The sequence below is a fragment of the Streptomyces sp. TG1A-8 genome (assembly GCF_030499535.1).
Taxonomy (GTDB): domain Bacteria; phylum Actinomycetota; class Actinomycetes; order Streptomycetales; family Streptomycetaceae; genus Streptomyces.
On the sequence record NZ_JASTLB010000001.1, the window covers coordinates 732,089 to 753,085 of the forward strand.

A 20,997-nucleotide genomic window follows, 5' to 3' on the forward strand; every position below is an offset into this window, starting at 1 on the left:
GCACCGTACGCCCGGCCGGGCGCCCCGTCACCGGTGCGGCCGGGGGCGGGCGCGTCTTCCCGGCCGCGCCCGGCCCGCGCCGCCCCGGCGTGCGCCCGGCCGGCCGCAGGGGCACCGTCCGCGCCCCGGCCGCCGGCGCCCGCCCCCGCGCCGCCCGGGGCTGGGGCCGGACCGCCGGCACCCCCGGCGGTCCCGTTCTCCCCGGCGTGCCCGGCTCCCGCGTTCGCCCCGCTCAGCGGATGCCGTGGGTCTGGAGCCATGTCTCCAGCAGCGCGACCTGCCACAGTGTGTTCGCTCCTCGCCTGGTCCGGTGCTCGTTGGGTGCCGCGAGCAGCTCGGCGACGTACTCCTGGCGGAAGACGCCGCGCTCCTTCGCCTCCGGGGAGGTGAGGGTCTCGCGGACCCGCTGCAGGACCGGGCCCGCCATGTGCTTGATCGCGGGGACCGGGAAGTAGCCCTTGGGCCGGTCGACGACCTCCCGGGGCAGGACCTTGCGTCCGGCCGCCTTCAGGATGCCCTTGCCGCCGTCGGCGAGCTTCAGTTCGGGCGGGCAGGCCGCGGCCAGCTCGACCAGTTCGTGGTCGAGGAAGGGCACCCGGGCCTCCAGGCCCCAGTCCATCGTCATGTTGTCGACGCGCTTGACGGGGTCGTCGACCATCATCACGTGCGTGTCCAGCCGCAGGTCGGCGTCCAGGGCCGTCTCGGCCCCCTCGGCCGCCATGTGGGCGCGCACGAACTCGGCGGAGGCGTCCTCGGCGGCCAGCAGGCCGGGTTCGAGGATGCGGGCGAGATCGGCGTGGGACCGGTCGAAGTAGGTGTCGACGTACGCGTCGGCGGCGCTCTGCCGGGGCACGCCCGCCATCGCCGGGTACCAGTGGTAGCCGGCGAACACCTCGTCGGCGCCCTGGCCGCTCTGCACGACCTTGACCTCCTTGGCGACCTGCTCGGACAGCAGGTGGAAGGCCACCACGTCGTGGCTCATCATGGGCTCGCTCATGGCGCGCACCGCTGCCTCCAGAGCTCCGGAGACCCGGTCGGAGGGGACCATGAGCTGGTGGTGGCGGGTGTCGAAGTGCCGGGCCACGAGGTCGGAGTAGTGGAACTCGTCGCCCTCCTCGCCGCCCTCGGACTCGAAGCCGACGCTGAAGGTCGCGAGGTCGTCCTGCCCCTGCTCGGCCAGCAGGGCCACGATGAGGCTGGAGTCCAGCCCGCCGGAGAGCAGCACGCCGACGGGCACGTCGGCGACCATGCGGCGGCGCACGGCGGTGCGCAGCGCGTCCAGTACGGCGTCCGTCCAGTCGTCCGCGCCCAGTGCCGCGTACTCGGCGCGGCGGGTGTACGAGGGCTGCCAGTAGCAGTGGTCGCGCCGGGTGCCGTCGGGCTCGACGGTCCGCACGGTGGCCGGGGGCAGCTTGCGCACGCCGTTCAGGACGGTGTGGGGCGCGGCGACGGTCGCGTGCCAGCTGAAGTACTGGTGCAGGGCCACCGGGTCGAGCGAGGTGTCGACGCCGCCGCCCGCGAGCAGCGCGGGCAGGGAGGAGGCGAACCGGAGCCGGTCGGGCGTCTCGGCCAGGTACAGCGGCTTGATGCCGAGCCGGTCGCGGGCCAGCACGACCCGCCCGGTGTCCTGCTCGACGATCACGAAGGCGAACATGCCGTAGAAGCGGTCGACGCAGTCGGCGCCCCACTGCGCGTAGGCCTTGAGCACCACCTCGGTGTCGGAGTCCGAGAAGAAGTGGTGGCCCAGGCCGCGCAGTTCGTCGCGCAGTTCCCGGTAGTTGTAGATGCAGCCGTTGAAGACGCCGGCGATCCGGGCGCGGGGGTCGGACATGGGCTGGGCGCCGGTCTCCGACAAGTCGATGATCTTCAGCCGACGGTGGCCGAGGGCGACCGCTCCCTGGGACCAGACGCCCCGGCCGTCGGGGCCCCGGGGGGCGAGCCGGTCGGTCATCCGTTCCACGGCCGCCAGGTCGGGGCGTTCGCCGTCGAACCGTATCTCTCCGCTGAGTCCGCACATCAGAGGCGCCCCTTCTCCCGGTCCGCGGTGCGTCCCGGACCCGCCGGGCGGCTCCGGGCCGGGCGTCGCGGCCCGGGGGCGCCGGCCGGGACGGCGGACGCCGGGTGCGGGTGGTCGGAGGTGGCGGGGTGCTGCCTACTGGACATGACGGTCTGACTCTCCTTCGTCACTCGGGGGTGCCGGCACGGTGGGGGGGTGCGGCGGGCCGGGAGCGCGGTGCTCAGGCGCTCGGGCTCGGGGCGGCCGGCCTGCGGACGGGACCGCGCACACGTCCGGCGCCCACCGGCGCGGTCCGGTGCGGGGGGCGGGCGGCCGCGCGCCGCGTTCCGCGGTCGCCGCGGGTCTCGGCCACCATCAGGTCGACGCTGGCGAGGAGGTCCTCGGCCTGGGCCGTCCGGCGCAGGCGGTGGGCGGCGCTGCCGGCCTCCAGGGCCTCCTCCAGGAGCGTGCTCACGGTGTCCCAGTCGCCGGAGGCCTCCAGCGCGGGGCGCAGCCGGGCCAGCATGCCGCGCAGCACCACGGGGGCGGGGGCCGCGCGGTGCGCGACCGGGTCGACCAGGGGGCCTTCGAGACCGGAGCGCGCGGCCCGCCAGGCGGCGGCGCGCAGCCGGTCGTGGCGGCCGTCGCACAGCGGGCCGTCCGCGCGTTCCAGGCGCTCGCAGGCGTCGCGCACCAGCGCGCGGAACAGCCCGGCGACCAGTACCACGGTCTCCGCGCGCGGACAGGCGTCGCAGATGCGCAGCTCCAGCGTGCCCTGGTGGGCCGAGGGCCGCACGTCGTGGTAGACCATGCCGGCGTCGGTGATGACACCGGAGTCGATCAGCTCCGCGAGGGCCGCGTCGTAGGCGGCGGCGTCCGGGTGGCAGCCGGCCGGGCCGGCGGTGGGCCAGCGCTGCCAGAGCATGGTCCGCCAACTGGCGTAGCCGGTGTCCGAGCCGAGCCAGAACGGGGAGCTGGCGGAGAGGGCCAGCAGCGGCGGCAGCCACGGCGAGACCAGGCACATGGCGCGGACGGCGGTGTCGCGGTCGGGCACGTCGACGTGCACCTGCGCGCTGCAGATGAGCTGTTCGTCGGCGACCAGGCGGTAGTCGTCGACCATGCGCTGGTAGCGCGGGTCGGCGGTGACGTCCCGCGGGGTGACGCGGGCCAGCGGCACGGTGCCGGCCGCCACGACGGCGAGGCCGAGGTCGGCGGCGGCCGTGTCCAGGGCGCGCCGGGCCGAGGACAGGTCGGCGTACAGACCGTCCAGCGTGGCGTGCACGCCGCTGTTGCGCTCCACGACCGAGCGCTGCAGTTCACCGGTGAATCCGGGTCTGCCGAGCCGGCCGAGCAGTTCCCCGGCGCGTGGGACGAGCCGCCCGCTCTCCACGTCCAGTACGTGAAACTCTTCTTCTGCCCCAAGGCGCGGCGTCACGGCTTCTCCCCTGTGCGTAGACAACAGCCGCCGACGCGCGGCGCCCGCTGGGCGCCGCCGGCCGGCCGACGTCGCCCGAGTTCCCCGATCAGCCGTTGACAAGCATGTTCACGCGCCGTATGTGACCCCTCACTCTCATGTGAGCGGGTGCGGTCGCCGGGGAGTCACCGGCCTGCGGCCCACCCCGGCGCCCACGGCCGCGACCAGCGGCGCCGCGCACGCGGTGAAGACCAGGCCCGCCTCGCGCACCCCCAGCGCCACCGCCAGCGCGCCCACGGCGACGAGCGGCGAAGACGCCCGCCGCGGCCGGGTATCCCGGGCGGCGGGCGTGCCGGTGCGTCCCGGCGCCGCCGTTGGCCACACCCCATCATGGGCACGCCGCCCCCACTGCCGGAGGACGGCGCTCCCCGCGCGGGCCGGACTTCAGCGGCGGGCCGTCCGGGCGCCCCGGCGCCGGGCGGCGGCGAACAGCAGGCCGCCGAGCGCCGCCGAGCCGGCGGCACCGGCGGCCACCAGCCCGGTGCCGTCGCTGCCCGTGGCGGCGAGGCTGCCGCCGGCCGGGGTGCCGGCCGGACCGCCCGTGGCACTGCCGCCCGTGTCACTCCCGGCCGTGGCGCTCGCCGGCGTCGGTGCCGGGGTGCCGGAACCGCCCGTGGACTGGCCGTGCGGGTCGTTGCCGGTGCCGCCCGTGCCGGAGCCGCCGTCCGTCTCCCCGCCCCCGGAGGTGCCGGTGCCCGGGTCGTGGTCGTCGGTGACGTCGACGGCGAGGTACGCCGTGTCGTTGGCCGGGTTCTCGTCGTACGCCTGGTGGATTCCGTAGACGGAGGAAGCGGTCACCGCGCCCTTGGTGTCGTGGGCGTGCCCGCCGATCCTCAGCACGAAGTCGTACGCGAGCGACTGGCCGACCTCGATGGTGTTGTCGTCGTGCCAGCACACGTACGTGGAGTGGCCGGGTTCGGACGGCCCGGTCGGCGCGTCGATCCCGAACGGGGCGCACTCCTCGGGGACGTCGACGGCCTCGGTGCCCGGCGGGATGTGCACCATCAGGCCCGGCTGGTCGTCGCTCTCCTGGTTGTGGATCCAACCGGGGCCGTCGTTGCGCAGGGTGGCCCTGACGGTCACGCGGCTGCCGCGCCGCCCCTCGGCCCGGTCCCCGATCGCGACGAGGTCGGCGGTGCTGTCCGCGGTCAGCGGCAGCCGGCGGTAGCTGTCGCCGTACCCCTCCGCCGCCGGGGCCGCGCCGGTGGAGGAGGTGCCGTACTCGACGGACTCCAGCAGCGCCTCGGGCAGCGCCTTGAACCGGACGGGCGTGCTGACGGAGGCGCCGGGTGCGATGGCCGTGGCCAGCTCGCACCGCGCCTGCCTGACCTGGCCGGCGAGGGTCGAGTAGGTGCAGCCGGGAACCGGCTCCGGGAAGTCGAGGCCGCGGGTCAGCCGGATCTGGAAGGTGACGCGGTCCGCGGCCGCCGTGCCCTCGTTGGTGATCGTGACGGACCGGTCGTACACGTCGCCCGGCCTGGGCGTGGCGCTCGGCAGCGACGAGACGACCAGGTCGGGTGCGGTGTCCTCGGCGTGGGCCGCGGGGGCGGCGAGGGCGGGAACGCCGATGCCGATCGCTGCGGCTGCCACGGCTGCTGCCGCGGGCGGGAGGTGTGGACGCACGGTGGGTCTCCTCGTCGGAACCGGATGGGCGGCGACCGGGGCGGATCACCGCCGGCCGGTCATGTCCTGGACACCCGGGGAGCCCCTTTGGTTGCCCTGGGGGCCGTCCCGGTCCGGCGGCGGGACGCGGCGGGCCGGGCCGGGGCGACACCGGGCTCCCGGACGGGGACCTTCCGTACGGGGCCGCGCCGGGCACCGGTAGGTTGATCACCATGAGCGACAACGTCTACTTCGACATCACCATCAACGACGAGCCGGCCGGCCGGATCGTGTTCAAACTGTTCGACGACGTGGTGCCCCGGACCACGAAGAACTTCCGCGAGCTGGCCACCGGTGAGCACGGCTACGGTTACGCCGGTTCCTCGTTCCACCGGATCATCCCCCAGTTCATGCTGCAGGGCGGCGACTTCACGCGCGGCAACGGCACCGGCGGCCGGAGCATCTACGGCGAGAAGTTCGCGGACGAGAACTTCACCCTCAAGCACGACCGCCCCTACCTGCTGAGCATGGCGAACGCGGGCCCGAACACCAACGGCTCGCAGTTCTTCGTCACCACGGTCGTCACGTCCTGGCTCGACGGCAAGCACGTGGTCTTCGGCGAGGTCGTCGAGGGCAAGGAGATCGTCGACCGGATCGAGTCCCTGGGCAGCGGGAGCGGAACGCCCGGCGCGAAGGTCACGATCGCCGCGAGCGGCACGGTCTGACCGGTACCGGTACCGGGCGACCGGGTCCGCCGTCCCCCGGCGGACCCGCCGCCCGTCCGCGGCGGCCGGTCCCCGGACGGGAACGCCCCGGTTCCGGGGGCGTTCCCGTCCGGGGACCGGCCGGCGCGCGGTCGTGCCCGTCCCCGCCGGCCGGGTCACGACCGGCCGGGCGGAGCCTGGACGCGGGGGCCGGCGAGGTCCGCCACGCACGCCAGGGCATCGGCCCTGAACAGCTCCCGCGCGCGGGCGGTGCGGCGCCTGCGCTCCGGGCCGGACGGCCGCAGCCGGTCGAGCGCGGCCGGCAGGTCCGCGGCGCGCGCGGCGAACTCCGACAGTCCCGCCGCGGCCATCCGCCGCACGCCCTCCGCCCCGTGCCCGGGCAGCGGGCGGTACCCCACCACCGGCAGCCGTGCGGCGAGCGCCTGGACGGCGGTCTGCCCGGCGGCGTTGTCGACCAGGGCGTACGAGGCCCCCATCAGCGCGGGCATGTCGGCCACCCAGCCCAGGGCCACGGCTCCGGGAAGTCCGGCGAGCCGGCCGAGGAGGCGCTCGTTGCGCCCGCACAGCAGCACGGGCAGGAAGCCGGCCGACGCCAGCAGCCGGGCCGTGCCGGCGGCGTGCGACAGGGCTCCCCAGGCGCCGGCGGAGACCAGGACGGGCGGGCGGCCCGGAGCGCGCCGGTCGAACCACTCGCGCCGGCGGGCCGACGGGGCACCCGGCGGGGCGAAGAACCCGGGGGCGACGACCGGCCCCGTCGTGCGCACCCGGGACTCGACCGCACGCCGGACCTCGCGCGCCGCCTCGTCGGTCAGGCACAGGTAGTGGTCGTTGCCCGGGTGCAGCCAGTGCCGGTGCACGGCGAAGTCCAGCAGGAACACGGCGCTCGGGACGTCGAGCCCGCCCCGGCCGCGCAGGTGGCCGGTCAGCTGGGCCGCGAGGTGGAAGACGGGCACCACCACGTCGGCGCCGAACCGGTCCACCCGTTCGCGCAGCCGGTCACCGGCCAGCCGGGCCAGCGGGACGCCGCTGGGGCGGGCTCCGGGCCCCGGACGCATGAACGTCCGGTACAGGCCCGCGTACGCCCAGGGAGCGTGCCGCACCGACGCCTGGTAGCACTGGCGCAGGGCCGCCCCCAGGCCGCGGGGCAGCAGCTGGAGGACGTCCACGACGCGGGCTTCGTGGCCCTGGACCCGGGCGCGCCGGGCGAGTTCGCCCGCCACCGTGTCGTGTCCGGCGCCCATGCCCGCGCTGACGACGAGGATCCGCCGGGGCCCGCCGCGCGGGAGCGCGGGCCGGCCGGGTCCGGGGGAGCAGTCACGCACGTCCACCGGGCGACCGTACCCCGCGGCGCGCGGGCCGGCGGGCCCGCGCGCGGGTGTCCGGCATGTCGCGTTTCATCCGAATGGCCAGTTGTGCGTTTCGCGGTCCGGCCCGGAGGATACTCCGGTCACTGCCCGCATCCCCCGACTCCGGGAACGTCGACTGCCCGGCCTCGTTTCCGCCTCCGTTCCCGCAGCGAGGTCACACCATGTCCCAAGCGCCAGCCCGTGCAGGATCGGCGGCCCCCGCGTCACGGGCGACGGCCCCGGAGACCGGATCGGCGCGCCGGCTCGCGTCCCGGCCGGCCGCGCCCCTGGGCACGGCCCTGGTGACGGGCGCCTCGTCCGGGATCGGCGCGGCCGTGGCCCGCCGGCTCGCCGCGGACGGCGGCTGGGACCTGGTGCTCAACGGGCGCGACACCGCCCGGCTGGAACGGGTCGCGGCCGAGGTGTCCGCCACGGCCCTCGCCGCCGACCTCCGCCTGCCCGACGCCGGCCGGGTGCTGGCCGAGTTCGCCCTGGAGCACACCGGCCGGGTGGACCTGCTGGTCGCCAGTGCGGGCATCGGCTGGGCGGGCGACTTCACCGCCATGCCCCGGCACGCCCTAGACGACGTGCTCCGGGTGGACGTGCTGGCCACGCTGCACCTCGTCCGGCAGGTGCTGCCGCACATGGTGGCGGCCGGGCGCGGGCGCGTCGTGCTGGTCGGATCCGTGGCGGGCTGCGTGGGCGTGCGGGGCGAGGCCGTGTACTCCGCCGCCAAGGCCGCCGTCGCCGCGTTCGCGGACGCGCTGCGCTACGAACTGCGCGGCACCGGCGTCGGGATCACCCTGGTCGTCCCGGGCGTGGTGGACACGCCGTTCTTCGACCGTCGTGGCGTGCCCTACCGGCGCACCCGGCCGAGGCCGGTGCCGCCCGAGCGGGTCGCGGACGCCGTGCGGACGGCCGTCCGGCGGGGCCGGGACGAGGTCTACGTGCCCGGCTGGGTGCGCCTGCCCGCCCGGGTGCGCGGCGCGGCACCCGGCCTGTACCGGCGGCTCGCCGCCCACTTCGGATAACCGGCCGTGAGTGTCCTCACCGTCGTCCTGGCCCTGCTCGCGGCGCTGTCGAACGCGACCGCCTCCGTCCTGCAGCGGCGGGCCGCGGTGGACGAGGCGGACGACCGGCGCGGCGTCCGGTACGCGGTGCGCTGGCTGGCGCACCTGCTGCGGCGGCCGTACTGGCTGGCGGGGGCCGGCCTGCTCGCCCTGTCGGCGGTGCTGCAGGCCTGGGCGCTGTCCATGGGCGGCCTGTCGCTCGTGCAGCCGCTGCTCGCCAGTGAGCTGCTGTTCACCCTCCTCGTGGGCAGTCTGGTCTTCCGCCGGCGTCCGGAGGTGCGGACGTGGCTGGCGTTCGCGGCGCTGGCGGTCGGGCTGGCCCTCTTCCTGGGGGTGGCCTCGCCGTCGGCCGGGCGCTCCACCGCTCCCGCCGGGCGCTGGCTCGTGGCGGGCGGCCCGCTGCTGCTCGTGGTGGTGGTCCTCGTGCTGCTGGGCCGGCGGGCCCGGGGAGCACCGCGCGCGGCACTGTTCGGCCTGGCGTCCGCCGTCTCCTTCGCCGTCACCGCGGCGCTCGTCAAGGAGGTCGTGGGCGGGTTCGGACAGGGGGTGGCGGCCGTGCTGGCGCACTGGTCGCCGTACGCCACCGCGGTCGTCGGGCTCGTGGCCTTCCTGCTGCTGCAGAGCGCCTTCCGCGCCGGCACGCTGACGGCGTCCCAGCCCGCGCTGACCCTCGGCGACGCGGTGACCAGCGTGGCGCTGGGCTGGGTGCTCTTCGAGGAGCACATCGCCCTGGGGGTGCGGATCCTCCCCGAGGTCGTCGGCATCGCCCTGATCGGGGCGGGCAGCGTCGGCCTGGCCGGGGCCCCGTCGGTCAGCGGGGCCTGGGACACGGCGCCGGGGGCGGACCGGCGGACCGGGACGTCGGCCGGGGCCGGGCCCCCGGAGCGACGGTGACCCGCGCGGCGCGCGGGGACACCGGTGCCCGGTTCCCCGCGCGGTGCGGCCCCCGGCCCGCCCCGGCCCCGAAGGGGGCGCCCCGGGCGCCCGGCACCGGGCCCGTACCGCCCCGAGGGGGACCGCCGGCGTTCCCCCGTCCCGTCGCTCCCGGCGGGCCGCCGCCGTGGCGCTGCCGCTCACCGTCCTGGCGGCGGCGCACATCGGCCCGGCGGCCACCTGGCTGCCCGGCCTGCGCCGCGCCCTGTTCCCGGCCCTGGCCGGGAGCGGCCGCCCGGACCACGTCGCCCTCACCTTCGACGACGGTCCGGATCCGCTGTCCACGCCCCGCTTCCTCGACGCCCTGGACGGCCTCGGCGTGCGCGCGACCTTCTTCGTGCTGGGCGAACGCGTCGTGCGGCATCCCGGACTGGTCCGGGAGACCGCACGGCGGGGGCACGAGCTGGCGGTGCACGGCTGGGCCCACGACCGCCCCTGGTGGCCGGCCCCGGCGCGCGACGCGGCGGACGTGCTGCGCGCCGTGCGCGCGCTGTACGACGCGACCGGGGTCCGCCCGCACTGGTACCGGCCGCCGTACGGCATCCTCACCTCCGGCCGCTGGCTGGCCGCGCGCGGGGCCGGGCTGCGCCCCGTGCTGTGGACCGCGTGGGGCCGGGACTGGACGGCGCACGCCACGCCCGCCTCCGTGCGGGCCCGGGTGGGGGCCGGCCTGCGCGGCGGGGGCACCGTCCTCCTCCACGACTCCGACCGGCACGCGGCCCCCGGGTCCTGGCGCTCCGCCCTCGGCGCGCTGCCCGGCATCGTGCGCGGCTGCCGGGACGCGGGCCTGTCGGTGGGACCGCTGGCCGAACACGGCACGGCGGCGGCGCGGTGCGGGAGCGCCGCGGAGGAGGGCGGGGAGGTGGCTGGGGCGGTTGCCGGGTGAGACGCTTCCCGAAGCGGCGCGGCCCGCGCTCCGGCCGGTGCGCGGCGCCGGACCGGCGCGCCGTGTCCGGCCGGTTGACCATCTGCGGCCGGTCCGCCACCCGAGGCCGGGCGCGCGGGCGGCTTCCGGCCGGCCGTGCCACCGGGGACCCGCAGGGGGCCGCGCCCGCCCGTGGCGGCCCGCGGCCGTCGGTGGGCGGCGCGGCGAGCACGGGAGGGTACCGTGAGACAGGGGCGGCGCGGCCTCCACCGCGCCTGGGAGTGGCTCGGGGTGCGCGTGCTGTTCCGGCGCGGCCGCGAGCTTGAGCTGATGCACCGGGCGATGGGGTTCGCCACGCTGGCCCTGGTGACGCTGGCCCCGCTGCTGATCGTGGTGGCGGCGGCCGACCCGCTGGGGCGGGGCGGCTTCGCCTCCTGGCTCACCGACGGCATGGGCCTGTCCGGCCGGTCGGCCCGCGCGCTCACCGCCGTCATCTCCCCGCCCCGCAAGGTCATCGGCACCACCAGCCTGCTGAGCGGCCTGCTGCTCGTGGTGTTCGGCACGTCCTTCGGGGGCAGCGTGCAGAACGGGTACGAACGGATCTGGGGTCTGGCCCCCGGCCCCTGGCACCGGGTGTGGCGGCAGGCGACCTGGCTGGTGGTGCTGACCGCCTACCTCTACCAGGAGGTGCTCACGCAGACGGCCCTGCGCGGTGACCAGCGGATCGCGCTGTCGACCGTGAGCGGCGTCCTGTTCTTCTGGTGGGGGCAGCGCTTCCTGCTGGGCGGCCAGGTCCACTGGCGCACGCTCCTGCCGGGCGCGCTGGCCACCGTCGTCGGCCTGGGCGGGCTGCGCGTCTTCTCCTCCCTCGTCTTCGAACCGCTCATCGTCACCAACGCGCTGAACTACGGCGCGGTCGGCACGGTGCTGGTGGTGGAGTCCTGGCTCATCGGCGTCGGATTCGTCGTCTACGGCGGCGCGCTCCTCGGCCGCTGGTTCTGCGACCACCACTGGATGCCGCGCCACGACGGGTGAGCGGGCGGCGGGCCGGTACCGGAGCGCGGCCCGGCCGGGGAGGACGCCGCGCAAGCGGGTCCCGACGGGGGCTCCTTGACGCCGTGTCGGTTCCGGGCGGCCTTGTCCCGGGCGGGCGGCGTCCGCATGCTCGGACGTACCCGGGGACCGGGGTGCCCGTCACCGGGTGCGTCCGGTCCCGTTCCGACCGGACCCCTTCCTCCTTGGAGCCGCCATGCCAGCTGCCGCCACCGTGCCCGGTGACCGGGCCGCCGTCTCCCCCGGCGCACGCCGACTCGCGCTCGTCGGCGGGTCCCTGGGCAACCTCGTCGAGTGGTACGACTGGTTCGTCTACGCCAGTTTCGCGATCTACTTCGCCGACTCGTTCTTCCCCGGCGACGACCCCACCACCCAGTTGCTGAACACGGCCGGCATCTTCGCGGTCGGCTTCCTGATGCGCCCGGTCGGCGGCTGGATCCTGGGCCGGGCGGCGGACCGGCACGGCCGCAAGAGCGCGCTCACCCTGACCGTCGGCATGATGTCGGTCGCCGCCCTGCTCATCGCCGCCGCGCCCACCTACGGCCGGGCCGGCCACCTCGGCGCCGGGGTGCTGCTGCTGGCGCGGCTGCTGCAGGGCCTGAGCATCGGCGGTGAGTACGCCGCCAGCGCCACCTACCTGACCGAGGCGTCCGCCCGGAACCGGCGCGGACTCGGTTCCTCGTTCCAGTACGTGTCGATGACGTGTGGTCAGCTCCTCGGCCTGGCGATCCTGATCACCTTGCAGCACACCCTGACCACCGGCCAGCTGGAGAGCTGGGGGTGGCGCATCCCGTTCGCGTTCGGGGCCGTCTTCGCCGTGGTGGTGTTCTGGCTGCGGCGCCGGCTGACGGAGACGGAGGCCTTCACCGAGGAGTCCGGCGCGGACGGGCCCGCGGACGGCGCGCGCGGCACGCTCGGGGCCCTGTGGGAGCACCGCCGCGAGGCCGCTCTGGTCATGGCGCTGACCCTGGGGGGCACGGTGGCCTACTACACGTACACCACCTACCTCACCAAGTACCTGGTCGGCAGTGCCGGGATGGCCAGGTCCACCGCCACACTGGTGAGTTTCACCGCGCTCACGGTCTTCGCGCTGCTCCAGCCCCTCGCCGGGCTGCTCTCCGACCGGATCGGACGCCGTCCGCTGCTGATCACCTTCGCGGTCGGCTGCACGGTGGGGACCTATCCGATCATGACCGCTCTCGGCTCGGCGTCCTCCTACTGGCCGGCGTTGGGCCTGTCCCTGCTCGCCCTGGTCGTCGTCACCGGGTACACCTCGATCAACGCGGCGGTGAAGGCCGAACTGTTCCCCACCCGGGTCCGTGCCCTCGGCGTGGCGCTGCCGTACGCGATCGCCAACGCGCTGTTCGGCGGGACGGCGGAGTACATCGCCCTGTGGTTCAAGGACATCGGCCACGAGAAGGCGTTCTTCTGGTACGTGTCGGGGTGCGCGCTGGTCTCGCTGGTCGTCTACGTCCTGATGCCGGACACCCGTGGCGCCGCGCTCAGCCGCGCCGAGGCCGGCGCGGACGCGGGTCCCGGCCACGGCGCGGCGAAGGCCGCCCGTTGATCCGGGGGCGGCGACCGGGCGGACGGCCGGGGCCGAACGGACGCGCCTGGCCCGGGCGGACGGCGTGGCACTATCGTTGCGCCTTCGATCACGGGTGCGGAGAAGGGACACAGGCGTGGCATGGAAAGCCTTGCGGTCGGCGTTGGAAGCGGTTTACGTACGGCGCCTGAACCGCAAGCTGGAGGGGCTGCCCCGGCCGCGGCATGTGGCGATCATGCTGGACGGCAACCGGCGCTGGGCGCGGGGCGCGGGACACAGGGACGTCCGTGAGGGCTACCGCGTGGGGGGCGCGAAGGTCACGGACTTCCTGCACTGGTGCACGGACGCCGGGATCAAGCACGTCACGCTGTGGATGCTGTCCGACGACAACCTGCACCGGCCGGCCCACGAACTCGAGCCCCTGCTCGACATAATCGAGGAGACCGTGCAGCGTGTCTGCGTCCCCGGGGAGCCCTGGGAGATCGAGATCATCGGCGCGCTGGACCTGCTGCCCGGCAACACCGCGCGGGTGCTGAAGGAGGCCGCCGCGCCGACGAAGGGCCGCGGCGGCCTCAAGGTCGACGTCGCCGTCGGCTACGGCGGCCGCCGCGAGATCGTGGACGCGGTCAGGGCGGCCTTCGACAGGCACATCGGCGCGGGCGGCGACCCCCGGGACCTGGCGGCGGAGTTCGACCTGGAGCACATCACGGACAACCTGTACTCACCGGCCGGGCACGACACCGACTTCATCATCCGCACCTCCGGCGAACAGCGGCTGTCCGGGTTCCTGCTGTGGCAGTCCGCCTACGCCGAGGTGCACTTCGTGGACGTGCTGTGGCCGGCGTTCCGTCAGATCGACCTCCTGCGCGCGCTGCGCTCGTACGCCGACCGCGACCGCCGCTACGGCCGCTGACCGCGCGCGTCCGCCGCGCGCGGTCCCGCGGGTCGTGCGGCGGGGCGGCCCCGGCCCCGTGGTGCGGGGGTCCTGCCCGGTGGGACGCGGTGCGGGGGCATCGCCCGGCGGGCCCGCCACGGCCCGCCCCGGTGCCGCGCCCCGCGTCCCGCACGGTCGGGGCCGCGGCCCGCGGGATGCCGCCGCGTCGCGGAAGCACCCCGGAATCGTCCGTGATCGGTAACAGGCGGATCCTCCCGCGGGTCCCGCCCGTCCTGACAGGTGCACGGGAAACGGCACCACGAGGAACGGGGCGGACATGGCACGGCACGGTGGGCGGGGATGGTACGGCCGGGTGGCAGCGGCGGCGCTCGGGGTGACGGCGCTGGCCGCCGCCACCTCGGTGTGGACCGCGCAGGCGGGCCCGGCTGGCGGTCACCCGGCGGCGCGTCCCGCCGCGCCCCGGGCGGCGCACGTGTCCGCCGCCATCGCCCACGCCTCCGACCGCGGCGCCCACGCGGTCAACATCACCGTCGACGACGGCCCGGACCCGGTCTGGACGCCGCAGGTGCTGCAACTCCTGCGTGACAACGGGGTGAAGGCGACCTTCTGCATGGTGGGCACCCAGGCCGAGGCCCATCCCGACCTGGTGAGACGGGTGGTGGCGGCCGGACACCGGCTGTGCGACCACACGGTGTCGCACGACACCACCATGGACACCAAGTCCCGGGCGTACCAGTCGCAGCAGATCCTGGACGCCGAGCGCCGGATCACGAAGGCCTCCGGAGGCGTGCGGCCGGTGTACTACCGGGCACCGGGCGGTGCCTTCACCCCCTACAGCCGCCACCTCGCGGCCTCCCACGGCATGCGCCCGCTGGGCTGGAACGTCGACTCCATGGACTTCGAGCGGCCCGGCGCGGACGCCATCGTCGCCACCGTGCGGAGCGAGCTGGGCAACGGCCCGACGCTGCTCTTCCACGACGCCGGCGGTGACCGCTCCCAGACCGTGGCCGCCCTGCGCACCCTGCTGCCCTGGCTGAAGCGGCAGGGCTACTCCTTCGGCTTCCCGGTGCGCTGAACGGCGCGCGCGTGAGCGACCCGGTCCACCGGCCGGGCCGCTCGCGCGTCAGCCCGCCGTCAGCGGCTCCTGCCACTGTTGTCCACGTGAACGGCGGACGGGACACCGGAAGCCGGACGCGGGGAGAGGTGCCCGGAGTGGCTGATCGGGGACCAGCGAGCCCAGCTCACGGTCGGGCCCCCCAGGGGGCCCACGCAGGTTCGAATCCTGCCCTCTCCGCAGCGCGGTCGCCGGCGCGTGGCGTGATCCCGCCGGTTCAGGGGACAAGGGCGACATGTCGACGCTCAAGCCACAGCCGCACGCGGCCGCCGCGGGCCCGTCCCTCGAACGGACCCTCACCACCCCCCTGCTCTACTTCTTCATCCTGGGCGACGTCCTCGGTGCCGGGGTGTACGTCCTGGTGGGCCAGGTCGCCGCCAAGGCGGGCGGAGCGGTGTGGGTGCCGCTGGTCGCCGCGCTGCTGCTGGCCCTGCTGACCGCCTCCTCGTACGCCGAACTGGCGACGAAGTACCCGAAGGCCGGCGGAGCGTCCCACTACGCCACCCTGGCGTTCGGCCCCTTCGTCGGGTTCGTGGCGGGCTTCTGCATGCTCGCGGCGGGCATCGTCTCCGTGGCCGCGCTCGCCCGGGGGTTCGGGGGCGACTACCTGTCGGCGTTCGTCACCCTGCCCGTGGGGGCCGTCGCCGTGGCGTTCCTCCTGCTGCTCGCGCTGGTCAACGCCCGGGGCATCAGGGAGTCGACCCGCGCCAACGTGGTCGCCACCCTGATCGAGGTCGGCGGTCTGGTCACCATCGTCGCGCTCGGCGCGTGGCTGCTGCTCCGCGGCGACGGCGACCTGGGCCGTCTCACCCGGCTCGGCACCCCGGACAGGGGCGCCGCCGCCGCCGTGCTGGGCGGGTCGGTGCTGGCGTACTACTCCTTCGTGGGCTTCGAGACGTCGGTGAACGTCGCCGAGGAGACCCGCGACCCACGGCGCTCCTACCCCCGCGCGCTGTTCGGGGCGCTCGCCACGGCGGGGGCCGTGTACGTGCTGGTGGGCGTCGCCGCGTCCGCGGCCGTCCCGACCGGCCGCCTGGTGGCGTCCAGCGGGCCCCTGCTGGAGGTCGTCAAGGCCGCCGGTGGCGTCCCGCCCCGTCTCTTCAGCGCCGTCGCGCTCGTCGCCGTCGCCAACGGCGCCCTGCTCACCGGCATCATGTCCTCACGCCTGGCCTTCGGCATGGCCCGCGACGGGCTGCTGCCCTCCGCGCTGACCAAGGTGCTGCCCGGCCGCCGCACGCCCTGGGTCGCCATCGCGGCCACCACCGCGCTGTCGATGCTGCTGGCGCTCACCGGCAGCGTCGCCACGCTGGCCTCCACCCTGGTCCTGCTGCTGCTCGTGGTCTTCCTGATCGTCAACGTCGCGGTGCTGGTCCTGCGCCGTGATCCGGGATCCGCCGAGCACTTCCGCACCCCGACCGCGCTGCCCGTCCTGGGGGCCGCCTCCTGCGTGCTGCTCGCCACGCAGGTCGAGGCCGCCGTGTGGTGGCGCGGGCTGGTGGTGCTCGGTGCCGGGACCGTGCTGGCCGCGGTCGCCGCCGTGCGGCGGGGCAGGGCCGCGGGGGCGGCCGGGGACGAGCCCGGGACGGACACCGCCGGGCCGCGGACGCCGGCGTGACGGAAGGGGACGGGGGGCAGGCCCGTCCCCGGGGGGCGCGCACCGCCGGGGCGGCGTGCCCGTACGACGACGGACCGGCCGGGCGGCCGGACGTCGGGTCCGGCTCGGGACGGCGGACACGGCCCGGCCGGGTGGTGCGGCCGGGCCGCCCGTCCGGCCCCCGGCACGTCCGCTGCGGCCGGGCGCACGGAAGAGGCCGGCACCGCGCCCGACGGCGGTGCCGGCCCGGGACGGCGGGCGCCGCGATCAGGGCAGCGGGGTGCCGCCGGTCGCGTTCAGGATCTCGCCGGTGATGAAGCTCGCCTGGTCGGAGGCGAGATAGACGTAGCCCGGAGCCATCTCCGCGGGCTGCGCCGGCCGGCCGAGCGGGGACTGCTTGCCGAACTCGGATGTGTCGGGCATCGTCGCGGGGATCAGGGGGGTCCACACCGGCCCCGGCGCGACCGCGTTGACGCGGATGCCGCGCTCGGCGACCATCTGGGCCATGCCCTGGGTGAAGGTGACGATCGCGCCCTTCGTCATCGCGTAGTCGAGCAGGTGCGGACTGGGCTTGTAGGCCTGGACCGACGTGGTGTTGATGACCGAGCCCCCGGCCGGGATGTGCGGCAGGGCGAACTTGGTCAGCCAGAACATGCCGTACAGGTTGGTCCGCAGCACCCGGTCGAACTGCTCGGTGCTGATCGCCTCGATCCCGTCCGGCTGGGACATCTGGTAGGCCGCGTTGTTCACCAGGACGTCGATGCGGCCGAACTCGTCGACGGCCCGTCCGATCAGCGCCCGGCAGTTGTCCTCCTCCCGGATGTCGCAGGACACGGCGACCGCCTTGCGGCCGGCGTCCTCCACCAGGCGGGAGGTCTCGCGTGCGTCGTCCTCCTCCTCGGGGAGGTGGGTGAACAGCACGTCGGCGCCCTCGCGGGCGAAGGCGAGCGCCACCGCACGGCCGATGCCGGAGTCCCCTCCCGTGATCACGGCCTTGCGGTTCTCCAGTCGGCCGGAGCCCCGGTAGGACTCCTCGCCGTGGTCGGGCGGCGGGTCCATCGGCCCGGTCCAGCCCGGATGCGGCTGGTCCTGCGAGGGGAAGTCGGGGCGGTCGTGCTGTGTGACCGGGTTCGGCCGGTCGCCCTGCTGGTCCGTCACGGGGCCTCCTGGGTGTCGAAGGAACGGAACGGCGACCGGGTTCCCGGATCACGGCGGCCGAAAAGCACTTCCGGTGCACGGAAACCCGCAGGTCCACTACGACCCGTCACAGGCGGCGGGTGCCCGCCGGGGGCGCCGGGCCGGCCCCCGGCGGACGGGGGAGGACGTGCCTGGACCGCGCGCCGTCCAGGGCGCCACCGCCGAAGGCGGGCATCAGGGGGAACCCGTCAGCACCACGTCAGCCGGCCGTCAGCGGCCCCTGCCACTGTTGTTCCTGTGAACGGCGGACGGGACACCGGAAGCCGGACGCGGGGAGAGGTGCCCGGAGTGGCTGATCGGGGACCAGCGAGCCCAGCTCACGGTCGGGCCCCCCAGGGGGCCCGCGCAGGTTCGAATCCTGCCCTCTCCGCTCGTGCACGGCCCGCACGGCCCGCACGGCCCCGGGGCCCCGGTCCGGCGGCTACTACTCGCCGGGGGCGAGGGCGCGTGCCAGGACGCGGGCCGTTTCGGCGAGCAGGGCCTCGTCCACGGGTGCGTCCTCGGCGGACTTGGCGGACAGCACCGTCAGCAGGACGGGTGTCCCCCGGGTCGTCCAGGCGACACCGATGTCGTGGGCGCTCGCGTAGGAACCGGTGCCCGTCTTGTCGGCGAGGACCCAGTCCCGGGGCAGTCCGGCGCCGAACCGCCGGGTGCTGGTGGTGTTGCCCTTCAGCCAGGTGACGAGCTGCTCGCGGCCGAACTCGTCCAGGCCCCGGCCCAGTGTCAGCCGTTCGAGGACGGTGCCGAGGGCCTCGGGGGTCGTGGTGTCGCGCGGGTCGCCGGGGACGGCGGTGTTGAGGTCGGTCTCCCAGCGGTCGAGCCGGCTCACCGGGTCGCCGAGCGACCGGAAGAACGCGGTGAGGCCGGCCGGCCCGCCGATCCGGCGCAGCAGGAGGTTGCCGGCCGTGTTGTCGCTGTAGCGGATCGCGGCCGCGCACAGGTCGCCCACCGCCATGCCGGTGCCGACGTGCTCCTCGGTCCTCGGCGAGTTCGGCAGGATGTCGTGCGGCGGGTAGTGGACGACCTCGTCCAGCGGTGCGCAGTCGCCGCCGTCGCGCAGGACGGCCGCGGCGGCGAACACCTTGAACGTGGAGCACATCGCGAACCGCTCCCCCGCCCGGTGGGCCACGGTCCGCCCGGTGCGGACGTTGCGGGCGTACACGCCGAGGCGCGCGCCGTAGCGCTGCTCCAGCCCGGTCAGCTCGGCCCGGGCGCCGCCCGGGCCGGTGGCGGAGCTCGCGGAGGCGGCCGGCGCCGCGGCGGGGGCGGCGGCGGTGAGGGCGAGGCCGGCCTTGATCAGGCCGCGGCGCGGCACAGGGGTGGCACTGGTCATGTGCGGAGCTCTCCCGGGGGTTCGTCGTCGGCTGGGCGGATCTTCGGCGGGGACAGCAAAACAGCGGGACACCCCTCATGTCCAAGAGTGAGCTTTGAAGCTGCCATAACGTATGGGTATGACTGCTGGATGGACCTCCTCGCACACCTAGAGGCGTACGTCGCGACCGCCGACGAGGCGGGCTTCTCCCGGGCGGCGGACCGGCTCGGGATCGCCCAGCCGCTGCTGAGCCGTCGCATCAAGGTGCTGGAGGACCACTTCGGGGGCCGGCTGTCCGACCGCTCCCGGCGCCAGGTCCCGACCACGGAGTTCGGCCTGTTCCTGCTGCCGTACGCCCAGGACGTGCTGGACCGGGCCCAGCGGCTGCGCCGGGCCGCCCGCTCGGCCCGACAGGCGCGGCCCCGCGCCACCGGGGCGCGGGGGACGTGCCGGGCTGGCTGGTCGCGCTGCTGGCGGCGGGACCGCCGCGCCCGGCGCGGGGCGGTCCGGTGCGGCGGCCGGGGACGCGGCAGCGCGGCTGGCGGCACGCGGATGAACGCGGAGGCGGTGCACCGGCCGGCCTGTGTCGGCGGCGACGGCGGTCTCCTCGCCCTGGCCGAGGAGACCGCCCGGGACTGGGCGGACCTCGGTGTGCGCGGGGCGTTCCTCGCCCGCAACCCCGACTCGGGCGAGGAGCTCGGCTTCGACGTGGACGAGGCGGTGCCGCTGGCCTCGGTGGTGAAGGTCCCGCTCGTCCTGGCCGTGCTGGACCGGATCGCGACCGGGGAGCTGGATCCGGCCCGCCCGGTGACGGTCGACCCGGCCACCAGCGGCGTCGGCCCCACCGGGCTGGCGGCGTTCCGGCACCCGGCCACCGTCGCGGTCGGCGACCTGCTGTTCCTGATGCTCTCGGTGAGCGACAACGCCGCCGCCGACGCGCTGTTCGACCTGGTGCCGGTGGCCGACGTCGACGCGCGGCTGCGCGCCTGGGGCTGCGCGGGCATCAGGGTGCGGCACCGGATGAACCACATGTACGAGTGCGCCGCCGGTGCCGCCGGCGACGACTTCTCCCTCGCCCTGGAGCTGGCCGTCCGGGACGAGGGGTCGGGCCGGCACGCCATCGGGACGCTCGACCCGGTGTACGCCAACCTCGGCACCGCTTCCGCACTCGTCGGCCTCCTGCAGCGCGTGTGGCGCGACGAGGTCTCCCACCCCCGCGCGACCGCCGAGCTGCGCCGGCTGATGGGGCTTCAGGTCTTCGTCCAGCGGCTGACGGGTGAGCTGCGCGCCGACAGCCTGCGGCTGAGCGGCAAGGCGGGCACCTTCCTGCACCTGCGGCACGAGATCGGCGTGGTGGAGGCCGACTCCGGGGACCGGGTGGCGCTGGCCGCGCTCACCCGCGCCGACCGCCGGGCCGGGCCGGGCCCGGACATCGACCTCGCGATCGGCACCGCCGCACGGCAGGCGTTCGAGGCCCTGCGCGGCTGAGCCGGCGCCCGGGGTTCAGCCCCGGCCGCCGCTCAGGTCGCGCCACTCGGGACCGATCCGCTTCCACTCCTCGTCCCACTCGGCCAGCCGCCGGCGCACGAGCCGGGTGCGCACCAGCCACCCGGCGCCCCAGACCGCCGTACCGGTGACCTGGGCGGCGAGGGCGCCGCCGAGCACCATCTGCGCGCCCGCCTCGGACGCCGAGGCGGGCGGCGGCACCACCCGGTCCGCGCGGTCCGCCCACATCGTGACCGTGGCGCCCGCCGCGGTGCCCGGGAGGACCTTCACCCGGTCCGTGCGCACGGAGCCGTCCCGCGCCGTCCAGCGGACGGTGGCCCACACCCGGGCGTCGTCGTACCCGCCGCCGGCGGCCGGGGTCTTCGCCGCGTCGTCGGTGAGGACTGCGGAGACGGGGTGCGCCTGGGCCCGTCGTGCGGAGAGCGCCGTGTCGGTGCAGTACGCCACCGCCGCGCCCGCGGCGGTGCCGGCCAGCAGGGCGAGGATCCAGGTGGCGAGGACGATCCAGGCCTCCACGATGTCGCTGTGCCGTCTGAGCGGATTGCGCCGCCAGCGCCACAGCCGTACCCGTGGGACCGCCGTGGGAGGTGTCCGTGTCATCAGCCGCCTCCTTCCGCGTGCCGGCCGCCGCGCGCGGGGGTGTGCGGTCCCGCTCGGCACCGGGACGATCCGGACCGGGGTCCGGGTGACGGGCGGGCCGGACGGCGCGCGCTCGCGGGCCGCCCCCGCCGCCAGGCCGGGAGGGGACGGGCGGCGGACGGTGCGGAGC

The 20,997-nt window shown here is 75.9% G+C and carries 18 protein-coding genes and 2 pseudogenes; 12 read left to right on the forward strand and 8 right to left on the reverse strand.

The features are described from left to right. Positions 1–232 precede the first annotated feature (232 nt). From QQY24_RS02925 to QQY24_RS02940, 4 genes are all read right to left on the reverse strand, one after another. A complete protein-coding gene (locus tag QQY24_RS02925; RefSeq protein WP_301971086.1) occupies positions 233–2,017 on the reverse strand; it encodes an N-acetylglutaminylglutamine amidotransferase in 1,785 nt (594 codons plus the stop codon). A 220-nt stretch (positions 2,018–2,237) separates the two neighbouring features. Continuing rightward, the gene (locus tag QQY24_RS02930) at positions 2,238–3,431 is read right to left on the reverse strand and encodes a YbdK family carboxylate-amine ligase (protein ID WP_301971087.1); all 1,194 of its coding nucleotides are present in this window, start codon (positions 3,429–3,431) and stop codon (positions 2,238–2,240) included. A 135-nt stretch (positions 3,432–3,566) separates the two neighbouring features. Continuing rightward, positions 3,567–3,707 carry a hypothetical protein gene (locus tag QQY24_RS02935; RefSeq protein WP_301971088.1) on the reverse strand — a complete coding sequence of 47 codons (141 nt, stop codon included), beginning with the start codon at positions 3,705–3,707 and terminating at the stop codon, positions 3,567–3,569. A 147-nt stretch (positions 3,708–3,854) separates the two neighbouring features. Continuing rightward, positions 3,855–5,093, reverse strand: coding sequence for a hypothetical protein (locus QQY24_RS02940; protein ID WP_301971089.1), 1,239 nt, complete (start codon positions 5,091–5,093; stop codon positions 3,855–3,857). 212 nt (positions 5,094–5,305) lie between these two features. Between QQY24_RS02940 and QQY24_RS02945 the strand changes: the two genes are divergently transcribed. Further along, positions 5,306–5,797 (forward strand): peptidylprolyl isomerase, encoded by a 492-nt coding sequence (locus QQY24_RS02945; RefSeq protein WP_301971090.1) that lies wholly within the window; start codon positions 5,306–5,308, stop codon positions 5,795–5,797. Positions 5,798–5,952: 155 nt separating this feature from the next. Here QQY24_RS02945 and QQY24_RS02950 read toward each other — a convergent pair whose 3' ends face one another. Beyond that, positions 5,953–7,119 (reverse strand): galactosyldiacylglycerol synthase, encoded by a 1,167-nt coding sequence (locus QQY24_RS02950; RefSeq protein ID WP_367658038.1) that lies wholly within the window; start codon positions 7,117–7,119, stop codon positions 5,953–5,955. 206 nt (positions 7,120–7,325) lie between these two features. Between QQY24_RS02950 and QQY24_RS02955 the strand changes: the two genes are divergently transcribed. The 9 genes and pseudogenes from QQY24_RS02955 to QQY24_RS02995 all read left to right on the forward strand — a co-directional run bounded on the left by QQY24_RS02955 (position 7,326) and on the right by QQY24_RS02995 (position 16,234). Beyond that, positions 7,326–8,174, forward strand: coding sequence for an SDR family oxidoreductase (locus QQY24_RS02955; protein WP_301971091.1), 849 nt, complete (start codon positions 7,326–7,328; stop codon positions 8,172–8,174). Positions 8,175–8,180: 6 nt separating this feature from the next. Beyond that, positions 8,181–9,107, forward strand: coding sequence for a DMT family transporter (locus tag QQY24_RS02960; RefSeq protein WP_301971092.1), 927 nt, complete (start codon positions 8,181–8,183; stop codon positions 9,105–9,107). A gap of 166 nt (positions 9,108–9,273) precedes the next feature. Next, positions 9,274–10,032 (forward strand): polysaccharide deacetylase family protein, encoded by a 759-nt coding sequence (locus QQY24_RS02965; RefSeq protein WP_301971093.1) that lies wholly within the window; start codon positions 9,274–9,276, stop codon positions 10,030–10,032. Between the two features lie 270 nt (positions 10,033–10,302). Continuing rightward, a complete protein-coding gene (locus tag QQY24_RS02970) occupies positions 10,303–11,046 on the forward strand; it encodes a ribonuclease BN (RefSeq protein WP_301976120.1) in 744 nt (247 codons plus the stop codon). A gap of 214 nt (positions 11,047–11,260) precedes the next feature. After that, positions 11,261–12,631 carry an MFS transporter gene (locus QQY24_RS02975; protein ID WP_301971094.1) on the forward strand — a complete coding sequence of 457 codons (1,371 nt, stop codon included), beginning with the start codon at positions 11,261–11,263 and terminating at the stop codon, positions 12,629–12,631. A gap of 115 nt (positions 12,632–12,746) precedes the next feature. Further along, on the forward strand, positions 12,747–13,523 hold the full coding sequence (locus QQY24_RS02980) for an isoprenyl transferase (RefSeq protein ID WP_301971095.1): 777 nt from the start codon (positions 12,747–12,749) through the stop codon (positions 13,521–13,523). A gap of 298 nt (positions 13,524–13,821) precedes the next feature. Beyond that, a complete protein-coding gene (locus QQY24_RS02985) occupies positions 13,822–14,580 on the forward strand; it encodes a polysaccharide deacetylase family protein (RefSeq protein WP_301971096.1) in 759 nt (252 codons plus the stop codon). A gap of 122 nt (positions 14,581–14,702) precedes the next feature. Further along, a pseudogene (locus QQY24_RS02990) lies at positions 14,703–14,799 on the forward strand. Positions 14,800–14,854: 55 nt separating this feature from the next. After that, positions 14,855–16,234 (forward strand): APC family permease, encoded by a 1,380-nt coding sequence (locus QQY24_RS02995; RefSeq protein WP_301971097.1) that lies wholly within the window; start codon positions 14,855–14,857, stop codon positions 16,232–16,234. Positions 16,235–16,480: 246 nt separating this feature from the next. On the opposite strand, the gene QQY24_RS03000 is transcribed toward QQY24_RS02995, so the two are convergent. After that, entirely contained in the window at positions 16,481–17,371 is an 891-nt protein-coding gene (locus tag QQY24_RS03000; protein WP_301971098.1) for an SDR family oxidoreductase, read from the reverse strand. A gap of 312 nt (positions 17,372–17,683) precedes the next feature. Between QQY24_RS03000 and QQY24_RS03005 the strand changes: the two are divergent. Then, a pseudogene (locus QQY24_RS03005) lies at positions 17,684–17,780 on the forward strand. A 54-nt stretch (positions 17,781–17,834) separates the two neighbouring features. Here QQY24_RS03005 and bla read toward each other — a convergent pair. Further along, entirely contained in the window at positions 17,835–18,743 is a 909-nt protein-coding gene (gene bla / locus QQY24_RS03010) for a class A beta-lactamase (RefSeq protein WP_301971099.1), read from the reverse strand. Positions 18,744–18,872: 129 nt separating this feature from the next. Here bla and QQY24_RS03015 point away from each other — a divergent pair, with 129 nt between their 5' ends. Continuing rightward, the gene (locus tag QQY24_RS03015; RefSeq protein WP_301971100.1) at positions 18,873–20,210 is read left to right on the forward strand and encodes a serine hydrolase; all 1,338 of its coding nucleotides are present in this window, start codon (positions 18,873–18,875) and stop codon (positions 20,208–20,210) included. A 15-nt stretch (positions 20,211–20,225) separates the two neighbouring features. Here QQY24_RS03015 and QQY24_RS03020 read toward each other — a convergent pair whose 3' ends face one another. Next, positions 20,226–20,828 (reverse strand): hypothetical protein, encoded by a 603-nt coding sequence (locus tag QQY24_RS03020; RefSeq protein ID WP_301971101.1) that lies wholly within the window; start codon positions 20,826–20,828, stop codon positions 20,226–20,228. Positions 20,829–20,997 lie beyond the last annotated feature (169 nt).

What these genes read in the sequence shown, in the direction of transcription:
- QQY24_RS02925 (WP_301971086.1), bottom strand. Translation starts at nt 2,017, where the DNA reads ATGTGCGGACTCAGCGGAGAGATACGGTTCGACGGCGAACGCCCCGAC.
- QQY24_RS02945 (WP_301971090.1), top strand. Translation starts at nt 5,306, where the DNA reads ATGAGCGACAACGTCTACTTCGACATCACCATCAACGACGAGCCGGCC.
- QQY24_RS02955 (WP_301971091.1), top strand. Translation starts at nt 7,326, where the DNA reads ATGTCCCAAGCGCCAGCCCGTGCAGGATCGGCGGCCCCCGCGTCACGG.
- QQY24_RS02975 (WP_301971094.1), top strand. Translation starts at nt 11,261, where the DNA reads ATGCCAGCTGCCGCCACCGTGCCCGGTGACCGGGCCGCCGTCTCCCCC.
- QQY24_RS02985 (WP_301971096.1), top strand. Translation starts at nt 13,822, where the DNA reads ATGGCACGGCACGGTGGGCGGGGATGGTACGGCCGGGTGGCAGCGGCG.
- QQY24_RS02995 (WP_301971097.1), top strand. Translation starts at nt 14,855, where the DNA reads ATGTCGACGCTCAAGCCACAGCCGCACGCGGCCGCCGCGGGCCCGTCC.
- bla (WP_301971099.1), bottom strand. Translation starts at nt 18,743, where the DNA reads ATGACCAGTGCCACCCCTGTGCCGCGCCGCGGCCTGATCAAGGCCGGC.
- QQY24_RS03015 (WP_301971100.1), top strand. Translation starts at nt 18,873, where the DNA reads ATGGACCTCCTCGCACACCTAGAGGCGTACGTCGCGACCGCCGACGAG.
- QQY24_RS03020 (WP_301971101.1), bottom strand. Translation starts at nt 20,828, where the DNA reads ATGACACGGACACCTCCCACGGCGGTCCCACGGGTACGGCTGTGGCGC.